This is a genomic window from Bartonella sp. CL63NXGY (assembly GCF_042194905.1).
Taxonomy (GTDB): Bacteria; Pseudomonadota; Alphaproteobacteria; order Rhizobiales; family Rhizobiaceae; genus Bartonella.
This window is the reverse complement of record NZ_JBHINK010000007.1, coordinates 24359-45162: the sequence shown is the minus strand read 5'-3', so window position 1 is coordinate 45162 and position 20804 is coordinate 24359. Positions and strand designations below refer to the sequence as shown.

Annotated in this window: 15 protein-coding genes; 12 read left to right on the top strand and 3 right to left on the bottom strand. The window is 40.2% G+C overall.

The features are described 5' to 3' along the window. Nucleotides 1–125: 125 nt before the first annotated feature. The 12 genes from ACFIK0_RS05155 (at nt 126) to ligA (ending at nt 16058) form a co-directional block, all read left to right on the top strand. The gene (locus tag ACFIK0_RS05155) at nt 126–1280 is read left to right on the top strand and encodes an FtsW/RodA/SpoVE family cell cycle protein (RefSeq protein WP_375662970.1); all 1155 of its coding nucleotides are present in this window, start codon (nt 126–128) and stop codon (nt 1278–1280) included. Continuing rightward, nucleotides 1273–2409 (top strand): undecaprenyldiphospho-muramoylpentapeptide beta-N-acetylglucosaminyltransferase, encoded by a 1137-nt coding sequence (gene murG, locus ACFIK0_RS05150; RefSeq protein ID WP_375662971.1) that lies wholly within the window; start codon nt 1273–1275, stop codon nt 2407–2409. Before ACFIK0_RS05155 ends, murG begins: the two co-directional genes overlap by 8 nt. Next, nucleotides 2393–3820 carry a UDP-N-acetylmuramate--L-alanine ligase gene (murC, locus tag ACFIK0_RS05145; RefSeq protein ID WP_273790779.1) on the top strand — a complete coding sequence of 476 codons (1428 nt, stop codon included), beginning with the start codon at nt 2393–2395 and terminating at the stop codon, nt 3818–3820. Before murG ends, murC begins: the two co-directional genes overlap by 17 nt. Next, nucleotides 3798–4775: a UDP-N-acetylmuramate dehydrogenase gene (murB, locus tag ACFIK0_RS05140; protein WP_273790778.1), complete on the top strand. Its 978-nt coding sequence runs from the start codon at nt 3798–3800 to the stop codon at nt 4773–4775. Before murC ends, murB begins: the two co-directional genes overlap by 23 nt. Nucleotides 4776–5012: 237 nt before the next feature. Beyond that, complete coding sequence (locus tag ACFIK0_RS05135; protein WP_375631176.1) at nt 5013–5933, top strand: D-alanine--D-alanine ligase; 921 nt, start codon at nt 5013–5015, stop codon at nt 5931–5933. Next, the gene (locus ACFIK0_RS05130; RefSeq protein WP_375663613.1) at nt 5921–6832 is read left to right on the top strand and encodes a cell division protein FtsQ/DivIB; all 912 of its coding nucleotides are present in this window, start codon (nt 5921–5923) and stop codon (nt 6830–6832) included. Before ACFIK0_RS05135 ends, ACFIK0_RS05130 begins: the two co-directional genes overlap by 13 nt. Beyond that, entirely contained in the window at nt 6829–8130 is a 1302-nt protein-coding gene (gene ftsA / locus ACFIK0_RS05125) for a cell division protein FtsA (protein WP_273790775.1), read from the top strand. The genes ACFIK0_RS05130 and ftsA overlap by 4 nt, the downstream gene beginning before the upstream one ends. Nucleotides 8131–8193: 63 nt before the next feature. Continuing rightward, nucleotides 8194–9966, top strand: coding sequence for a cell division protein FtsZ (gene ftsZ, locus ACFIK0_RS05120; protein WP_375660020.1), 1773 nt, complete (start codon nt 8194–8196; stop codon nt 9964–9966). A 215-nt stretch (nt 9967–10181) separates the two neighbouring features. Continuing rightward, complete coding sequence (gene lpxC / locus ACFIK0_RS05115; RefSeq protein WP_375663623.1) at nt 10182–11066, top strand: UDP-3-O-acyl-N-acetylglucosamine deacetylase; 885 nt, start codon at nt 10182–10184, stop codon at nt 11064–11066. A gap of 158 nt (nt 11067–11224) precedes the next feature. Next, entirely contained in the window at nt 11225–12118 is an 894-nt protein-coding gene (locus ACFIK0_RS05110; RefSeq protein WP_375663612.1) for an outer membrane protein assembly factor BamD, read from the top strand. 6 nt (nt 12119–12124) lie between these two features. Next, nucleotides 12125–13786 (top strand): DNA repair protein RecN, encoded by a 1662-nt coding sequence (recN, locus tag ACFIK0_RS05105; protein ID WP_375663611.1) that lies wholly within the window; start codon nt 12125–12127, stop codon nt 13784–13786. Nucleotides 13787–13898: 112 nt separating this feature from the next. Beyond that, a complete protein-coding gene (ligA, locus tag ACFIK0_RS05100) occupies nt 13899–16058 on the top strand; it encodes an NAD-dependent DNA ligase LigA (RefSeq protein ID WP_375663610.1) in 2160 nt (719 codons plus the stop codon). Nucleotides 16059–16453: 395 nt separating this feature from the next. Here the strand turns inward: ligA and ACFIK0_RS05095 are convergent, their stop codons facing one another. From ACFIK0_RS05095 to ACFIK0_RS05085, 3 genes are all read right to left on the bottom strand, one after another. After that, entirely contained in the window at nt 16454–17149 is a 696-nt protein-coding gene (locus tag ACFIK0_RS05095) for a hypothetical protein (protein WP_375663609.1), read from the bottom strand. 907 nt (nt 17150–18056) lie between these two features. Next, on the bottom strand, nt 18057–19883 hold the full coding sequence (locus ACFIK0_RS05090) for an aminopeptidase P family protein (protein WP_375663608.1): 1827 nt from the start codon (nt 19881–19883) through the stop codon (nt 18057–18059). A 27-nt stretch (nt 19884–19910) separates the two neighbouring features. Then, complete coding sequence (locus ACFIK0_RS05085) at nt 19911–20780, bottom strand: 50S ribosomal protein L11 methyltransferase (RefSeq protein WP_273790768.1); 870 nt, start codon at nt 20778–20780, stop codon at nt 19911–19913. Between the last annotated feature and the right edge of the window lie 24 nt (nt 20781–20804).

Here is a 20804-nt window from a genome sequence, read left to right as displayed (position 1 = left end):
AATATTTTTGCGTTAAGACTCCAGAATCTTTTTTTGTGTAATTTAGTTTTTAAAGTGTTTGTTAAACAGGCTGGGAACTCATATCACTTTGAGACAATTTATAAAATGGATAAGGTGTGTATATCATGGTGACGCGTGCAGATAGAGATCCAATTGCTAATTGGTGGTGGACGATTGATCGCTCTATCTTTGCAGCTTGTTTAATTTTAATGGGAATTGGCATTATGCTGTCTTTTGCTGCCAGCCCCATTATTACAAAAAAAATCGGAATTGCTGATAGTTTTTATTTTGTTCGGTGGCATATTATTTTCAGCATTTTAGCATTTTTTACGATGGTTACCATTTCTTTTTTTTCGCTTTCTAATATTCGTCGTTTATGTGCTCTTTTGCTCATTGTAACGCTTGCTCTTATGGTTGCAACCTTATTTTTGGGTCCAGAGTTAAAGGGAGCACGGCGATGGATTCAGCTATTTGGTTTTTCTGTACAGGCTTCAGAGTTTATGAAGCCAGCTTTTGTGGTTATGTCCGCTTGGCTTTTTTCGGAACAGATACGCAAGAGGGGAATTCTAGGTTATACGTTAGCGATTGTACTTTATGGCATTTGTTGTGTGCTTCTGGTTTTGCAGCCTGATATTGGACAAACAGTTTTAATAAGTGCAACATGGGGGGGGCTGTTTTTTATTGCTGGTGTACCTCTTACTATTATTTTTCTCTTTCTCATTTTAGGCGTTGTAGGAATTATTTTAGCTTATTTTTTTCTGCATCATGTGCGCGAGCGGATCAATGGTTTTTTGACAGGTGAAGGAGATACTTTTCAAGTGGATGTAGGACGTGAGGCTATTTTGAATGGTGGTTGGTTTGGGCAAGGTCCTGGGGAGGGAACAGTAAAACGTATCATTCCTGATAGCCATACAGATTTTGTATTTTCCGTTGCTGCTGAAGAATATGGTATTATTCTTTGTTTATTAATTATGATGCTGTTTGGCTTTATCGTTATGCGTTCATTGTATATAGCCATGAATACACGTGATTCCTTTATACGTCTTGGTATTACTGGCATAGCAATGATGATTGGCTTTCAATCAGCTATTAATATGGCCGTTAATCTTCACTTAATTCCTCCAAAAGGCATGACATTGCCTTTTATTTCTTATGGTGGTTCTTCGATGGTGGCGATTGCGTTTTCAATGGGCATTTTGCTTAGTTTAACACGTCGTTGGCCAGAAGCACGCCTTTCAGCTTTTTCTTCCTCTTCTGTCTTGGATACCCCTTATGAATGATAAAAAAGTTATTGTTTTGGTGGCTGGTGGTACAGGTGGACATCTTTTTCCTGCTGAAGCCCTTTCTGTTGAATTAAGGAAGCGTGGATATGATGTTCATTTAATAACAGATGAAAGAGCACGACCTTTTGTTCGGTGCTTTGATGAAGAGCATATTCATATCGTTTCATCGGCAACGTTTATACGACGTCATCCTTTTGCTCTGATAAAGACGTTTTGGTCTTTGCTAAGGGGAATGGGGCAATCGTTGGCGTTGTTTTATAAATTACGTCCTGTTCTTGTTGGAGGATTTGGGGGGTATCCGAGCTTTCCTCCTCTTTTTATTGCGGCTTTAACGAGGCGTGTGACATTTATTCATGAACAAAATGCTGTTATGGGGCGTGCCAATCGGGTGTTGGCAATTTTTGTGCGTGCAATCGCTGGTGGTTTGTTGTCGCCAAATGGCGCTTATGCTCATAAAATACTTTTGACGGGGAATCCTGTCCGTGAGGCTGTGTTGAAGGCGGCCAAAATTCCTTATCATTCTTCAGAGGGGGAAAAGCCATTTAATTTTTTGATTTTTGGAGGTAGCCAAGGGGCTTCTGCTTTTTCACATATTGTTCCAGAAGCTATTGCTTTATTCGATGATAAGAACCGTAAACGTTTACGAATTGTACAGCAAGTCCGCGGTGAAGCAGGAGGGTTGATCAAAATCTATCGTGATATGGGCGTACAAGCAGAGGTTGCTCCTTTTTTTGATGATATGGCTGAACGTATGGCACATGCTCATTTTATTTTGTCGCGCGCTGGGGCTTCGTCCGTTTGTGAGATAGCGGTGATTGGTAGACCTGCTTTGCTTGTTCCCTATCCCCATGCTTTAGATCATGATCAGGCTGCCAATGCAGCTCTGCTTGCTCGTGTAGGTGGTGCGCAAATTGTATCAGAAAAAGATTTGAATGCACAAAAGCTTTTTTCTCTTTTAATGCACGCTTGTTGTGCACCCCATTTATTGGAAAAACAAGCGCTTGCTGCAAAAAAAGTTGGGCAACCTCATGCAACCCGTTGCCTTGCTGATATGGCTGAATCCTTAATTGCAGGGCGATTGTTGTCAGATATAAAAGAGGAGCTTTTAAATGAAAATGCCACTTGATATAGGCGTTATCCATTTTATCGGAATCGGGGGGATCGGTATGAGTGGAATTGCGGAGGTTTTTTATAATCTTGGCTATAAAGTTCAAGGGTCAGATCAAGTTGAAAGTGCAAATGTTGAACGTTTGCGGAAAAAGGGAATTAACGTTCATATAGGTCATTGTGCTGAAAACTTAGGGAATGCAGAGGTTGTTGTTTTTTCTACTGCCGTTAAAAAAACAAATCCTGAGTATATTGCTGCAAAGGAAAGACATTTACCGCTTGTTAGACGTGCAGAAATGCTGGCGGAGCTGATGCGGTTTCGGCGTGCAATTGCGGTGGGTGGTACACATGGTAAAACAACAACCACATCAATGGTTGCAGCCCTTCTTGATGCTGGTCATTTTGATCCAGTGGTGATTAATGGCGGTATTATTAATGCTTATGGTACGAATTCTCGTACAGGAGATGGCGATTGGATGATTGTTGAAGCTGATGAAAGTGATGGTACATTTTTAAAGCTGCCTGCTGATATTGCTGTTATTACTAATATTGACGCTGAGCATTTGGATCATTATGGAAGTTTTGATGCTGTGCGTGAGGCTTTTCGGCAATTCGTAGAAAATGTTCCTTTTTATGGTTTTGCTGTTTTGTGCCTTGATCATCCAGAGGTTCAGTCATTGGCGGGCCGTATTGATGATCGTTGGGTGATCACTTATGGTGCAAATCCACAAGCAGATGTTCGTTTTCTTAATCTTTCGATGGATGGTCAAAAAACGCATTTTGATGTTCTTGTTCGCTCACGCAAAACAGGAAGAAAGATTGAGTTGAAAAATATGCTTTTGCCTATGGCAGGGCAGCATAATGTTGCCAATGCAACGGCGGCGATTGCTATTGCGCATGAACTTGGCATTTCAAATGAAGCTATAAAAAGGGGCTTAGCAGAATTTGGCGGAGTAAAACGGCGTTTTACGCGAACAGGAAGTTGGCGTGGCATTGAAATATTTGATGATTATGGACATCATCCTGTCGAAATAAAAGCTGTTTTGCGTGCTGCACGTGAGAGTGCAAAAGGGCGTGTTATTGCGATTGCACAACCCCATCGGTATTCACGGTTGTATCATTTATTTGATGATTTTGCTGCTTGTTTTAATGATGCAGATACAGTGTTGATTACGCCCGTTTATGCGGCTGGTGAAGAGCCTATTGTAGGATTTGGTTCTCAAGAATTGGTAGAGCATATTAAGATGGCGGGTCATCGTGATGTGCGCTTGATACATGGTTTGGAAGATGTTGTGTCTCTTGTCTCAAAATTTGCTCAGGCAGAGGATTATGTTGTTTTTCTTGGTGCTGGCAATATCACACAATGGGCTTGTGCGTTGCCTCATCAGTTAGCGGTATTGGATGGTCATGATAAATTTTCAGCACATTGATGGTGAGGCGCTATTGGCGCAATTGCAACCATTGTTGGGTGGCGTGAGAGGAAAACTTACACCTAATGTTGAGATGCGTAAGGTAACGTGGTTTCGCACGGGCGGATTGGCAGAGCTTTTTTATCAGCCTGTTGATGAAGAAGATTTGGCTCTCTTTCTTCAAAATTTGCCTGAATTTGTTCCTGTAACAATTGTCGGTATCGGTTCTAATCTTCTGGTGCGTGATGGGGGGGTTCCTGGTGTTGTGATTCGTCTTTCGCCAAAAAGTTTTGGGCAAGTGAAGCAGGTTTCTCCAAAAGGCTTTTTAGTTGGTGCTGGTGCGGCGGATAAACATTTAGCTGCTGCCGCTTTAGAAGCTGAGATTGCAGGTTTTCATTTTTATCATGGTATTCCTGGAGGTCTTGGAGGAGCTCTCAAAATGAACGCTGGTGCGAATGGTGTTGAAACCGCAGCGCGTGTTGTCGAGGTCTATGCGCTGGATCGTAAAGGGCAACGTCATATCTTGAGTGTGAAAGATATGCATTATTCCTATCGCCATTGTGATGTTCCTAAAGATTTTATTTTTACGGCTGCTTTATTGGAAGGAAAACTCGGCAATAAAGATGATATTCGTGCTGCTATGGATGAAGTTGCCCTCCACAGAGAAACAGTGCAACCTATTCGTGAAAAAACAGGGGGGTCAACTTTCAAAAATCCTGGGAATGGATCTGCGTGGCGCGTGATTGATGAAGCAGGGTGTCGTGGTTTACGGATTGGTGGCGCTCAAATGAGTGAAATGCACTGTAATTTTATGATTAATACAGGGCAAGCAACAGGATATGATCTTGAAGCATTGGGAGAAACAGTGCGTGCACGTGTTTTTGCAAATTCAGCCCACCTTTTACAATGGGAAATAGAGCGTATTGGTCAATTTGAGCGTGGTCGAAGTGTTTCTCCTTTTGATCCATTTCATTGATTTATTGTTCACTAAAAAAGTGAAAATAAAAAATTGAGTCATTTCAAAGAGATAATAAAAAATTCTATTAAGAATCAATAAATTAACAAAGAATCTCTTGCATCAGGCTTTTGAGTCTGATTCATTATGCAAAATGCTAGGTTATTGATTCGCAAGGATAAACTTTGTTTTTCCTGTATATGGTGCTGATGTATTCTATATAGACTACATATAGTATGCGAAAGAGGGTGATTTATTATGAAAGATAAACATATAGCTGTGTTAATGGGAGGTTTTTCTTCTGAGCGGTCTGTAAGTTTATCTTCAGGGGCGGCTTGTGCTGATGTTCTAGAGGTACAGGGGTATCGCGTGAGCCGCGTGGATGTTGATGCTCGTATTGCTTCTGTTCTTGAACAGTTGCAGCCCGATATTGCCTTCAATGCATTGCATGGTCCATTTGGTGAAGATGGCCGGATTCAGGGGATTCTTGAATATTTAAAAATTCCTTATACTCATTCTGGCGTGATGGCATCTGCTTTGGCAATGGATAAGGGACGTGCAAAAATTATCGTTGCAAATGTTGGGGTTTGTGTTGCTCCTTCTCGTATCATGAGCCGCTTTGCTTTGGGCCGAACGCATCCCATGGAGCCTCCTTATGTAATTAAACCTGTGTGTGAAGGATCAAGTTTTGGTGTTGTCATTGTCCAAGGAAATGAAGCTGTACCGCCGCATAATATTGGGGGAGCTGAGTGGGGATATGCCGATGAGGTGATGATTGAAAAATATATTCCTGGTCGTGAATTGACTTGTGCTGTTTTGGGGAATGAAGTGCTGGATGTGTGTGAAATTCTTCCCGATAAACACTTTCCATTCTACGATTATGACTCAAAATATAAAACGGGTGGTTCTCTTCACATTTGTCCTGCACAACTTTCACTAAATATTTACCAAAGTGTGCAAAGAATGTCTTTAGCAGCCCATCAGGCGATAGGGTGTCGAGGTGTTAGCCGTTCTGATTTTCGTTTTGATGAAAAAACGGGAGAGTTGGTTTGGCTTGAAATTAATACGCAACCCGGTATGACATCGACGTCTCTTCTTCCTGATATTGCAAAAGCGAGCGGCCGTACTTACGGCGATATTGTTCAATGGATGGTGGAGGACGCATCATGTATGCGTTGAATGTTAGTAAAATAAATGTTCCGATGGAGGTGCTTTCAGTGCCGGCTTTGCCACGTCTTTATCGTCGTTTTCTTCGGTTTATGTTTGAGTTTGTTTTTGTTAATATTCATATTCCACGCCATTTTGGCTCTTTTGCTGTTGTATGGTTTTTCTTTGTTACGGCTTTTTATGGACTTTCATCAAGTGGTCAGATGGCTGTGATCGTAAACACGATCATATTGGATAGTAGTTTTGTGGTCACTCATGTTGATATAAGCGGTAATAAGCGCTTGGCAAAGCAGGATATTTTTAAAATTTTAAAACTTGATGTTGCGCCTTCTATATTCACTTTTGATGTTGAAAGAGCGCGTTCTCTTTTGGAAAAACAGGCTTGGGTGCAATCGGCTAATGTTCAGAAAATTTATCCTAATAAAATGCGCATTTCCATCGTGGAGCGTGAACCCTATGCCATTTGGCAACATGATGGCATAATGGATATTGTTGATCATACAGGTCGTGTCATTGTGCCTTTTAAAGGGGAAATTGTTCGGGATTTACCTCTTGTGGTTGGGCAGGGGGCACAAAATGCTGCTAAAGTGTTTATTCAAGCGCTGTCAGTCTATCCGGAAGTATATGATCGTATTCGTGCTTTTGTGCGGGTAGGTGATCGACGTTGGGATCTTGTTTTGAATAATGGAATGCGCGTTATGTTGCCTGAAAATGGTGCTCTTGAAAGGCTTTCTTCTCTTTTTTCGTCCGGTACAATGCAAGATCTTTTATCTCGCGATATTCTCAGTGTTGATTTACGTCTTGCTGATCGAATTACTGTTTCTTTATCAGATGAAACGTTGGAGCGTTATCATGCTACTGTAGCAGAAGAAGAACGTATTTTAAAAGCGCGAAAGGCAGGAAGCCTATGATGCTACTCAGATCACATCATTTGAAGGGGCGTAAAACACGTTTTTTAACGGTACTTGATGTCGGTTCAAGTAAGATTGTTTGTCTTATTGCTTGTTTGCGTCCTTTGAAGCATGCACACTATTTACATGGTCGTACACATTCTACGGAAATTCTAGGCTTTGGAGTGCAGCGTTCACGTGGTATTAAATCCGGTGTTGTCATGGATATGTTTGCAGCAGAACAATCAATAAGATTGGCTGTTGATGCGGCAGAAAAAATGGCGGGTTTGGTGGTGGATTCAGTGATTGTGAATTTTTCCTCAAGTCGATTACAAAGTGCTTTGATTAATGGAAAGGTCCATTTGAATGGTCGTGAAGTCACCAAGCGTGATATGCGTATGGCCTTTTCAGATGTTTCGCGTAAAGCCTTTGATGCTGAACGTCATGTTATGCACTCAGTTCCAGTTTCTTATGTATTGGATGGAGATAAAGGAATTTTTGATCCTATTGGCATGGCAGGGGAAACATTTGGTGTCGACGTGCATGTGGTAACAGCAGAAACAGCCTCTTTGCGTAATTTAGAAACTTGTATTAATCGTGCACATTTGAGTGTTGAAGCAATGGTTGCTACTCCCTTTGCAAGTGGTCTTGCTGTCTTGATGAATGATGAGGCGCATTTAGGGGCTGCGTGTATTGATTTTGGTGGTGGAACAACAACATTTTCAGTGTTTTTTGAAGGAAAATTTATTCATGCGGATGCTCTTGCTGTTGGGGGGCATCATGTCACTCTTGATGTTGCGCGCGGATTTTCTATGTCTTTAACAGAGGCGGAACGTTTAAAAGTTGTTTATGGTTCAGCACTTTTAACAAGTGCTGATGAGCGGCAAATGATTAATGTAGCAGAAATTGGGAGTGAACAGCGTGAAACTCAATATCCTCGCGCGGTTCTTGGGCGTATCATTCGTGCGCGTGTTGAAGAAATTTTAGAAATGGTCCGTGATTGTTTAAATCGTTCTGGTTTTGGTCACATCATTGGTAAACGTGTTATTTTGACGGGGGGAGCAAGCCAGTTAACAGGATTGCCAGAAATGGCACGTACTATATTAGGAAGAAATGTTCGTATCGGGCGGCCTTTAGGTATTTCGAGGCTTCCTTCTCTTGCAAAAGGGGCGGCGTTTACATCTGCTGTTGGGTTGTTAATTTATCCGCAATTGGTGGGTTTTGAAGAAAAAACAATGCAGGCGGCAGGAAATCATTTATCGATGGGCACGCGTGGGTATTTTCAGCGTGTTGGTGAGTGGTTGCGTGAGAGTTTTTAGTTAAGTCTAGTTGGATAAATTTCATCGCTTTGGCTTGCGGTGTCTTATGAGAAGGAAAAGAAAATGACGATTAATCTGCATCGGCCAGATATCGCGGAATTGAAGCCACGCATTACCGTTTTTGGTGTTGGAGGTGGTGGCGGGAATGCCGTGAATAATATGATAAATGCTGGTCTTCAGGGAGTTGACTTTGTTGTTGCAAATACGGATGCACAGGCTTTGGCTATGTCAAAGGCTGAACGTGTTATCCAACTTGGGGCAGCTGTGACAGAAGGTTTGGGTGCTGGGGCTTTGCCGGAAGTTGGACAAGCGGCGGCAGAGGAATGTATTGATGAAATTATTGATCATCTTGCAGACTCTCATATGGTTTTCATTACTGCTGGTATGGGGGGAGGAACTGGAACAGGAGCTGCTCCCGTTGTTGCTCGCGCAGCGCGTGAAAAAGGTATTTTGACTGTTGGTGTTGTGACAAAGCCGTTTCAGTTTGAAGGCGCACGTCGTATGAAAACGGCAGAGGCTGGTATTGAAGAATTACAAAAGTCTGTCGATACATTGATTGTTATACCCAATCAAAATCTTTTCCGTATTGCAAATGATAAGACAACGTTTGCTGATGCTTTTGCTATGGCTGACCAAGTGCTTTATTCTGGTGTTGCTTCCATTACGGATTTGATGATTAAAGAGGGTTTAATTAACCTTGATTTTGCTGATGTTCGTTCTGTTATGCACGAAATGGGGCGAGCCATGATGGGAACGGGTGAGGCATCTGGTGATGGGCGTGCTTTGGCTGCGGCTGAAGCTGCTATTGCAAACCCACTGTTGGATGATACCTCTATGCGTGGGGCGCGTGGTTTATTGATTTCTATTACGGGTGGTCGTGATATGACTCTCTTTGAGGTTGATGAAGCTGCTAATCGTATTCGTGAAGAAGTGGATGCTGATGCGAATGTGATCTTTGGCGCTATTGATGATGAGTCATTGGAAGGTGTTATTCGTGTTTCTGTGGTTGCCACCGGTATTGATCGTGAAGTTAGTGATGTTGTTCAGTCCTCTCATCCTCAGATTCAAAGACCTGCTTCTTCAATACGCAAGAGCGATCCTGGAACGTCACACAGTTCTTTTCATGTTCAGTCATCGCCTCTGCGTTCTGAGTCAATGGTAGAAGTGATCGAATCACTTGAAATAGAGAAGGGTAAATCAACCGGAGAACAGTTCCGTCCCAAAAGTCAAATTTTTGCACAACCTGCAGAAGCAATGACGACACGAAGTGCCACGAATGCTGTTGCGTATGGTTCAAATGCTGTTCAGGAACAGAGATCCAATGTGCCTCGTATGCAAGTAAGCCGTGGTTCTCAACAGGCGATGACGGCTCCTGTGAGTATGGAGGCAACAGCACATGTTCTTGATGAGATGACAGGGGTTGTGAAGCAAAAAGAAAAGCCAGTGCAACCAAAACAAATGCAACAAATGCAAGCGCGCGCTCCAATGCGTATGCCTGAGTTAAAGGATTTTCCTCCTGTTGCTCATGGACAAAGTCAAAGAACATTTGTGACTGATCAAGGTCCTCGTAATCTTTGGCAGCGTTTGAAACAGAGCTTGACACATCGTGAAGAAACTGAGCCAGAAGCGAGGCTGGAGCCTGCTGTTAGATCGTCTCAGCAGAAAGAGTCTCATGTTTACAATAAAAATTCTCAGGCGCTTTCTCAAGATGCTTCTGTGTATGTTCCACGTCGTTCTGGTGAGCTGCACCCTCAGGTACCACAAGATCAACGTACTTTTATAAGTGAAGAAGATCAGTTGGAAATACCAGCATTTTTACGTCGCCAGGCAAATTAATTGATGAAAAGTGAGGCAAAGTAAGAAAATTTATTATTTCTTTAATGATCAGTCAAAAATTATACAGTAAAATATATTGCTGTTTTTTGGATAAAATACTTTGTTTTAAAAAAAACCGCTTATTATAAGCGGTTTTTTTTATTATTTACTATGAATATTCTTTATAATTTTATAAATTTTGTTAAAAGATGTACAAGCAATTTAATAAAATGATTATGATGAATTTAGTACCAAAATATCAGTCTACTCTTAAAAAAGCAGTAACATTTAAGGGGATTGGCGTTCACAGTGGCTGTTTGTCAGTGGTAAAGGTTTGTCCAGCGGATGTTGGGTGTGGTATTGTTTTTAAGCGTTGTGGATTAGACGGAACAGAGAAAATATTTCAAGCTCATGCATCGCAAACAGGAGAAACTGAATTATCAACAGTACTTGGAGATGGAGATGTAAGGGTTGAAACAATTGAACATTTGATGGCAGCAATTGCTGCTTATAATTTGGATAATCTTGTTATTGAAGTGTCACATAATGAGATTCCTATTTTGGATGGTTCAGCGTGGCTATATTGCCAAGCTTTTGAAGATGTTGGTATTGTACAGCAAAATGCGTTGCGTTCTTATTTCATTATAAAAAAGCCGGTGCAAGTTGAAGGAGCTCATGGTGTTGCAGAGCTTTTGCCATTCGATGGACGTCGTTTTGATATAACGATCTCTTTTCCTTCTTCTGCTATTGGTAAGCAACATTTCAGTTTTGATCTTACCACACGAGGGTTTAGGGATGATTTGTCACGTGCGCGCACTTTTGGTTTTATCAAAGACGTGGAAGAATTAAGGCTTTCTGGAAAGGTGAGAGGTGCTTCTTTGGAAAATTCTCTTGTTATCGACCTTAATGATAAAATTTTAAATCCCGATGGTCCTTATTGGGAGAATGAATGTGTTCGGCACAAGATGCTTGATGCGATTGGTGATACTGCTTTGCTGGGAGCACCTTTTATTGGATTATTTCGTTCTTATTGTAGTGGGCATAGAATTAATGCGCAATTGGTGAAAGCTGTTTTGGCGGACGAATCATATTACGAAAAAAGCTTTTTAGAGAAAGAGTAAAAAAATTGACAAGATTTTTTTATCGTTTATTTGATTTTTAAGGGGATGATTGACCTAAACTGCTAAATTGGTTATGTGGATTTTAAAGTGATATGGTATAAAAACTTTAATAAATTGTTTTTGCTACAAGGTGATATTCTCTGGAGGCCGGAAAAACTATGAAAAAATCTCATGTGTGCATTGGAAATATGACATATAGAAAATCTAACATTGTACGCAAGATATTGGGGGTGATACTTTTAGGAAGCACCTGTATGTTAGCGGGATGTCTCTTTAAAGAGAAAAATACCCTTGATCCATCTGCTTATGTTTTGAAAATAGAGCCACCAGATGTTCTCTATAATCAGGCGCTTGCTAGCCTTGAAAGTGGGCGGCTTGGGGATGCATCGAAGAAGTTTTTGAAGATTGAAAAACAGTACGCTTATACAGACTGGGGGCGTAAATCTTTGGTCATGGGTGCTTTTACTAATTATCGACTCGGAAAGTATGATGATTCAATTAGTATGGCTCAACGCTATATTACTCTTTATCCAGGGTCGACTGACTCGGCTTATGCGTACTATATTATTGGTCTTTCTTCTTTCCGTCGGATTCCTGATGTTACACGTGATCAACGTGATACGAAACGTGCTATTGCTGCTATGCAGCTTCTTATAGAGCGTTATCCTAATTCTGAGTATGTCAAGGATGCTAAGGATAAAATCCGTTTTGGTCGCGAACAGCTGGCTGGTAAAGAAATGCAGATTGGCCGTTATTATGAAGAGGGTCGGCGTTACCTTGCGGCAAGTAGACGGTTTCGTACCGTGGTTGAAGAGTATTCTGATACAAATCAAATTGAAGAAGCGCTTTTCCGCTTGACTGAGGTTAATCTTGCTCTCGGCTTAACGGCGGAAGCACAGACGGCAGCAGCTATTTTAGGACGTAATTATCCCAAAAGTGAGTGGTATAAATTTTCTTATAATCTCTTGCAGAAGAATAAAATATCGCCACGTGAGCATAAATCTTCTTGGATCTCAAATGCTTTAGGTGGTGATAAGAAGAGGGTACGTTGATTCTCTATGTTGGTACAGCTTTCGATTCATAATATTGTTTTGATCGAAACGCTTGATATTCATTTTACGGCGGGGTTGACGGTTTTAACTGGAGAAACAGGTGCGGGGAAGTCTATTCTCCTTGATGCTTTATCACTTGCTCTAGGGGGGCGGGGTGATGCTTCGCTTGTGCGTCATGGTGCTGACCGCGGGCAGGTCACAGCTGTTTTTGATGTGTCTGTTTCACATCCTGCACGTCAACTTATTCGTGAGAATGGTCTTGATGATGAGGGTGATATTATTTTACGACGTGTGCAATCAAGTGATGGACGTAGCCGTGTTTTTATCAATGATCAGGTGTCTAGTGTTGCATTGATGCGGAGTGTTGGCCGTTTGCTGGTTGAAATCCATGGACAACATGATGATCGTGCGCTTGTTGATGTTGCTACACATCGCCAATTATTAGATGCTTTTGGTGGTCTTGAAGATGAAGTGGAAAATTTGCGTCAGTGTTATCACTCATGGCGTGAATTTGAGGAGCGTTTGCAACGACAGCGTCTTAAAGTAGAGAGTGCCGTACGTGAGGTTGATTATCTTCGTGCGTGTGTAGAAGAGCTTGAAAAGCTTGATTTTAAAGTTGGTGAAGAGGAAGCTCTTTCTCTTCGTCGTGCTGATATGCTTAAATTAGAAAAAATAGCGACAGATATTAAAGAAGCGGATGATCTTTTAACGGGTCAAAAATCACCAATCCCAGTACTTTCTAATTTGGTGAGGCGTTTGGAGCGGAAAATTCCTGAGGCGCAAGAACTTATTGTACCAGTGGTGAAATCTATTGATGAGGCATTGCATGCACTTGCAACAGCACAAGAAGGTATTGAGACGGCAATACGAGCATTAGATTTTGAACCTGATGAATTGGAACGGATAGAAGAGCGTCTTTTTTCTCTTCGGGGTTTTGCTCGTAAATATCAAGTTTCAGCGGATGAATTGATTCAGTTACGCGATAAAATGGATGCAGAACTCGCTGATTTTGAAGAGGCTCAGACTATATTGACACGCTTTGAAGATGAGGCAAGACAAGCACAAAAAAAATATGATATGTTAGCGCAGGCGTTGTCAATAAAACGTCAAGAGGTTGCAAAGTACTTGTCTGAAAGCGTGATGACTGAGCTACCGGCATTGAAATTAGAGAGGGCTGAATTTATTGTTGAAATGCAAAGTGATACGGAGAAGCGGAGTGCAGAGGGATGTGATCGTGTTGAATATTGGGTACGAACAAATCCTGGCACACGGGCCGGTCCCATGCTTAGTGTGGCTTCTGGCGGTGAATTATCTCGTTTTTTGCTGGCATTAAAAGTTGTTTTATCTGATCGAGGATCAGCACCGACGCTGATTTTTGATGAAATTGATACAGGCGTTGGGGGGGCTGTTGCAGCGGCTATTGGGCAACGGTTGCAACGCTTATCAGAACATGTCCAAGTTTTCGCTATTACGCATGCTCCACAGGTTGCATCGAAAGCGCATGGTCATTTTCTTATTTCAAAAATTGAGAGTCATGATAAAGGACGCTTTGTTACTGCGATTCATAAAATGGAAGAGCATGAGCGTGCAGAAGAAATTGCCCGTATGTTGGCTGGAGAACAGATTACTGAAGAAGCGCGTGCAGCGGCTCAAAAGCTTCTAGCATAAAGGTAATTAGTCAGCGATAAAAATACTGGAAAGCTTGAATTTATTGAGATTCACTTGATGAGGATGCGTGTGGAAATCCTTGTGGCAGTGCTTGTAATTTGGAATAGATTTTATGAACAAAGATGCAGATAAAAATCTCACAGCTGTTGAAGCAGAACGTGAATTAGAGTGGTTGGCAAAAGAAATTGCACGTCATGATGTGCTTTATAATCGTGATGATCAGCCTGAAATTTCTGATGCAGAATATGATGCTTTGCGCCGCCGTAATGCAGAAATTGAAGCTCTTTTTCCAGAGCTTATACGTATTGATTCTCCTTCACATAAAATTGGGGCACCAATTTCTGAAAAGTTTGAAAAATCTGTTCATGCACAGCCTATGCTTTCACTTGATAATGCGTTTAGCTCTGAAGATGTTAGTGAATTTGTTGAGCGTATTCGTCGTTTTTTACGGCTTCCAGAAACACAAGTGTTAGAAATAACAGCGGAGCCAAAAATTGATGGTTTATCTTTGTCTTTACGCTACGAAAAGGGGCGGCTTGTGCGTGCGGCAACGCGTGGGGATGGAACTGTCGGTGAAAATGTGACGGCAAATGCCCGAACAATTGCTGATATTCCACAAGTTTTACAAAGTGATTTTCCTGATATCATTGAGGTTCGCGGTGAAGTTTATATGGGGCGGGAAGATTTCCAAGCACTGAATATCAGCCAACAAGAGAAGGGAAAGTTAACTTTTGCCAATCCTCGAAATGCGGCGGCTGGTTCACTCCGTCAGCTTGATTCACGGATAACCGCTAGCAGAAAACTTCAATTTTTTGCTTATGCTTGTGGTGAGGTGAGTGAAATATTGGCAGAAAGTCAAATGGAGATGATGAAAAAGCTAAAAGAATATGGCTTTGTTATCAATCCATTAACAAAAGTCTTTAAGACAGTAAAAGAAATTATTTCGTATTATCACGATATCGAAGAATGCCGTCATTCTTTAAGCTATGATATTGATGGCATTGTTTATAAGGTTAATGATTTGATGCTCCAAAAGCGTTTGGGGTTTGTTTCTCGTTCGCCGCGTTGGGCTATCGCCCATAAATTTCCAGCAGAAAAAGCGATAGCGCTTTTGGAAGATATTGACATTCAAGTTGGTCGCACGGGAGCTTTGACACCTGTTGCACGTCTTACGCCTATTACTGTTGGTGGAGTGGTGGTGACCAATGCTAGTTTGCATAATGAGGATTATATTAAGGGAATTGGTCATAAAGGAGAGCCCATTCGTGAAGGACGTGATATCCGTGTAGGCGATAGCGTGATTGTACAACGTGCTGGTGATGTGATCCCTCAAGTTATTGATGTTATCATTGAAAAACGCCCGAAAGATGCTGCTGTTTTTATTTTTCCTCATTTGTGCCCAGCTTGTGGGAGTCATGCTGTTCGTGAAGTGGGAGAAGCCGTGCGTCGCTGTACAGGGGGGCTTATTTGTCCGGCACAAGCGATTGAACGTATTCGTCATTTTGTTTCACGCAATGCTTTTGATATTGAGGGCTTGGGTAAAAAACAAGTGGAGTTCTTTTTCCATGTTCAAGATGAAGCGCTTTGTATTCATACACCAGCCGATATTTTTACGTTACAACGGCGCCAAGAAAAATCTTTGATACGTTTGGAAAATATGGAAGGTTTTGGTACTGTTTCAGTGCGGAAATTGTATGATGCCATTAATGCGCGCCGAGAAATTCCTTTGAGCCGTTTTTTGTTTGCATTGGGGATTCGTCATGTTGGCGAAGTGAATGCACGCCGCCTTGCACGTGCTTATAAAAATTATACAGCTTTTGAGATCGCGGCTATGGAAGCACTTATGCCATGTGATAAGAAAAATGAAGAAGGAAATGAGGCTTGGATGGAGCTTACCAATATCGAAGGAATTGGACCACAGGTAGGGAGCGCAATTGTTGATTTTTATCAAGAAGCGCATAACCGTGAGATTTTATCTGTTTTGCTTGAAGAAGTAACCCCTCTTGATGAAGAGCCTATCATAGCAGATTCTTCACCAATAGCGGAGAAGATTATTGTTTTTACAGGAACTTTGTCGCATATGTCACGCGATGAAGCAAAAGCATTGGCAGAGCGATTAGGGGCTAAAACATCTGGTTCACTTTCTAAAAAAACAGATCTTCTTGTTGCAGGACCTGGAGCGGGCTCCAAATTGGCTAAAGCTGAAGAATTAGGTGTTGAGGTTATCGATGAAGAGGTTTGGCTACAGCTGATTGAGAAACATAATATTTAAAGGGTGTTTCCCAGAAGATCGTATACTGTTGATATGATTATCTTTCTTACATTTTTTGGGGGGATGAAATCAAAAAGGGGATAATAGGAGCTGTTTTTTGCAAAAATAGAGCGCCATATACTTTGATATTTATTAAGTTATTAAAATAATTAACGTTGAACTTAAATATTAAACTTAAACTATTATGATGAAGAATATGCAAGGTTATTATTAGTAAAAGATATAAATTATTACTGTGAAGAAAGGTAAAATTTTTGAACAAATATGTAGAATTTAATCCAAAATGCCGTAATAGAAATGTAACGCGGAAGATTACAAAATATAATAAAACATTCCGCTATAAATGAATAAGGGATATAAATGCGAGTTGTTTATTATGTTGAATTTATAAAAGATTACTGGTACCTATACTTATCAGGCATTATTAGATGGTACACTTGTCCAATTTCATTACAAAATTTCGGATATTCGCTAATGCGTCTAGCAGCATAATTTTTTTCCTGACTTCCTTCATCTCTCTCAAATTTCTCAGCATAGGAAATTTCGTTTATTAGAGCTAGTATTTGGATTGAGAATATTTCAGAATTAAATACCATTCGTGCGTATCTAAACATTGGATCTGTCGAGTTCATGACCAAATTTTTTGCCCAAATGAAATCGTTTTCTTTCCAATTATATTGAGAACGTAGCTTATGTATGTAGGTAGGTAGGGATAATGCTGGAAATTTTTTATTGTACTCTCCCTGTAATAAGTCCACAAGGCATGCACACCAAACAACTTTCGCATGGATAAGATTTATATTTTCAGGAATTAGTACTACCATCCCACGGCTTAGAACATGATATACACCATAACTCTTATTATCCAGATATTTTTTTGCAATTTCTAGGCGCTCTTCGTATATATTATCAGGATATTGTGTCTTTACGTACTCTTCGTATAATTTATCGTACTGATTTGGAGTAATGACTTGATTTTCAGAAAATAAAGCAATAGGAATTCGCTTAAATTTAGTAATTTCCTTCAATACAGAAGGCCCAATATAGTATCCAAATAATAATATTACGGAACAAAATAAAATTATACGCATTAGGATAGTCACTTTATTTCTAAAATACTGGATAAGGAAAGGATATAGATTACTAAGATCTGTGCTTAAGATTTTGTTAACTAACAAGCTATAAGATACACGTTTTATTGTGTATTTTTCAGAGCATTTGTAAAACTCTGTAGAGAGTTTGAATCTTCTTTATTTACGTGACTGTTTTTGTGTTATCTAGTTTTTCATATCCTCTGTTATTGTTGTTAATTTTTAGCTGAATAACACATTCAGGTCAAAACACATGCCTCCATATATGTTGTTTTTATACTGTGTAGTTGGAAACTATCTATATTGTGGGTAACTTTTTTTCAACAGTAAGTAATAGTCTAGAAAATAATATTTTACTGTTAACTATGCAAATAAATAAAAAACTTTAACGCTGATGTTATCAGTATGCTCCTTCTTTTAATTCTAAATACTTAATTTTATTTCATAGCAGATTCTATTTTATTGTAGCAATATGTATTATAATGAATTACAACTATTGAAAATGATTCAAGAATTAAAATAATATAAATTATCATTGTGAAGCAAACAAAAAGGTAAAATTTATTCGAATAAATTATGCAGAATTTTTGAATCCAAACAGCGTAATAAGCTGGTTATAATAGGTGTTTTAGAAATACGATGCGAAGGATTACAAAATATAACGAGAGTTTCCATATAAAGAAACTAGGGATATGGTAGTGTCTAGATGGTAATACCCAAAATAAGCATTAACCACGTGCAGGCGTATCTCACTCTGCTTCACCTAGGTCAGTGTTTGCCATATCAGAAAAAACGTGAAGTATCTTGTAGAAATATTTTTTGTATTTCCTGACGCAAGTACATATTTTTCTCTAAAAAAAGACGGTGCTGTTTTTGTAGAAAGGGTAAAAGTTATAGGTTGCTTCATTTAAAGGGGCATTGTTGCTTCTTTTGCCCATTTTTTATCTTCTTCATTTAAGTAAGGTGCATTCATCTGATAAACGCGCGCATGGTAATCATTGAGCCATTGCCGTTCTTCTTGTGTCAAAAGCTCTGGAAGGATTAACCGTCGATCAATGGGGCAATGTGTGAGTGTCTCAAACGAAAGCATTTCTATATCTCCACCATCAATTTTTTGTGCTGGCTTTACTATCATCAAATTTTCAAGACGGATACCAAAAGCACCTTCGCGATAATATCCTGGTTCGTTTGAAAGAATCATACCGGAGATGAGTTCTTGGCATCCTTTGCGGGAAATATTTTGTGGTCCTTCATGAACAGAAAGATAAGACCCAACACCATGACCGGTGCCATGAGCATAATCAAAACCAGCTTTCCACAATGCAATGCGTGCTAGAATATCAATGTCTTGTCCACGGGTTCTTTTGGGAAAGCAAGCAGTTGAAAGAGTAATCATGCCCTTGAGAACAAGAGTGAAACAGCGTTTTTCTTCTTCTCCAATATTCCCAATTGCTACTGTACGTGTGACATCTGTCGTTCCATCACGATATTGGCCACCTGAATCAACAAGATAAAGTTCACCAGCATTGAGTTGTTTATTTGTTTGTGTTGTTACACGATAATGAATAATGGCGCCATTTTCTCCTGCTGCTGAAATTGTATCAAAAGAAAGATCTTTAAGTTTTTCTCCCATTTCTTTTGCTGTATTTATGCGAAATTCTTCTAATTTTTGAGCAGCAGAAATTTCACTTATTGACCCTGGTATTTGTTTATCTAACCAAGAAAAAAAACGGGTTAGGGCAACACCATCGCGTAGATGCGCTTTGCGTGCGCCATTGAGTTCTGTGTCATTTTTAATGGCACGTGGTAGAGCAGCAGGATCGGTAAGTGTGATAAAAGAGCTATTTTTTTCTTCAATAACAGTTCGTAATTTTTCGCATGTTAGCTGTGGATCTAAGGCAAACACGGTCCCTTTTTGAACATACTCTTTGATCTTGGGAATAAGCTGTTCTGGTTCATATAATTTTGCATAACGTTTCAGATATTGTTTCTGTTCTACACCAAGTTTTTTGCTGTCAATGAATAAGGCTGGTGTTTCGTTAAGTGGAATGAGAGCAAAACAAAGGGAAAAAGGCGTGTTGGAAACATCATTGCCCCGTATATTGAATGTCCATGCAATGGAAGAGGGGTCTGTAAAAATAAAAGCATTTGCATGAGTTTGCTGTATATCTTTGTAAATCAAAGCGAGTTTTTCATCTGTATCGCACCCAGCATATTTGAGAGGGTGAATTGATAAGGCAGATTGTGGTAACTTTGGTTGATTATGCCAGAGCAAATCAATGGGATTATGTTGAACTTCTACAAGTTTTCCACCTGCTTTCATTTCTAATGCGTTTCTCAATGCATCGGTGGCAGCAATCGTGTGGAGCCATGGATCAAAGCCAATAGAAAGTTTTTGACCATTTTTTTCAAGCCATTGTGAGGGAGGACAAGTTATGAGATCTTCATAATTAAAAATATCAGGATCAGTTTGTTGGCGAACTTGGAGCTTATATCGCCCATCTGTAAATATGATGGCTTTGTTTTTTAAAATCAGTGCAATCCCAGCTGATCCAGTAAAGCCGGTTAACCAGCTAAGGCGTTGAGCATGAGGGGGGACATATTCTCCTTGATGCTCATCGCACCGCGGAACAAGAAAACCATCGAGTCCAAGGTGATCGAGTTCTTTACGAAGGCAAGAAATGCGTTCTGCTGCATAAGCAGGATTTGTTGTCGCCTCAAAAGATTGATACATAACGACGTCCTTTTCTTTTATTTTCTTTTATTTCAGATGTATCGTAACCCATCCTTGCCGGTGGTATGTTTCGATATGCTTCATTCCTTGTTTTATATAAGTCTCCAAAACATGGGCATGTTGTTCTTCAAGAATTCCAGAGAGTATAAGTGATCCCCCTTTTTGAAGTGCCTTTACCACTTCTTGCGCAAGTTCAATAAGCGGATTAGCAAGGATATTGGCAACGATGAGATCAAAAGGGGTTCGTGATGCAATTGCATCATGGGCAAAATCTGTTGCTGTAATAGCTGTAATATATTCCTTGACACCATTGAATTCGATATTGTGTTGTGCAACTTGAACAGCAATTGGGTCAATATCGGATGCAAGAACAGTAATTGGTTTGAGCATTGCTATGCCAATGGCTAGTACACCGCTCCCAGTACCAAGATCAAGGGCATTTTTGGGATTTTCGTGTTTCATGACTTTGGCAATCATTTCTAAACAACCGGCTGTTGTTCCATGATGTCCGGTGCCAAAAGCTTGATTAGCTTCAATTTCAATAGGGAGAACATTTGCTGGAATGGCGTTTCGGTTGTGACTTCCATGAAGGAAAAAAGGACCGGCTTGCACAGGTTTTAGTCCTTCTAGGCTTTTTTGTACCCAATCAATGTTGGGTAAAACTTCCATATTAATTTTATCAAAATCTATAGAAAGGATTTGAGCAAAACGTTTCAATGCGTTCTCTTGATTGTCTTGATCGACATATAGAGAAAGCTCATATACAGCATTTTGTTCATCTATCTCTGTAAGAGCAAGAGGATACCCTTCTTCGTCAAAGGCTGTTTCTATAAGGGTATAGAACCGTTCTGCTTCATTTTTAGAAGCAGTATAATAGAGGCGAATTTGTTGCGACATGCTGTTCTTTCTTTTGATCGGTTT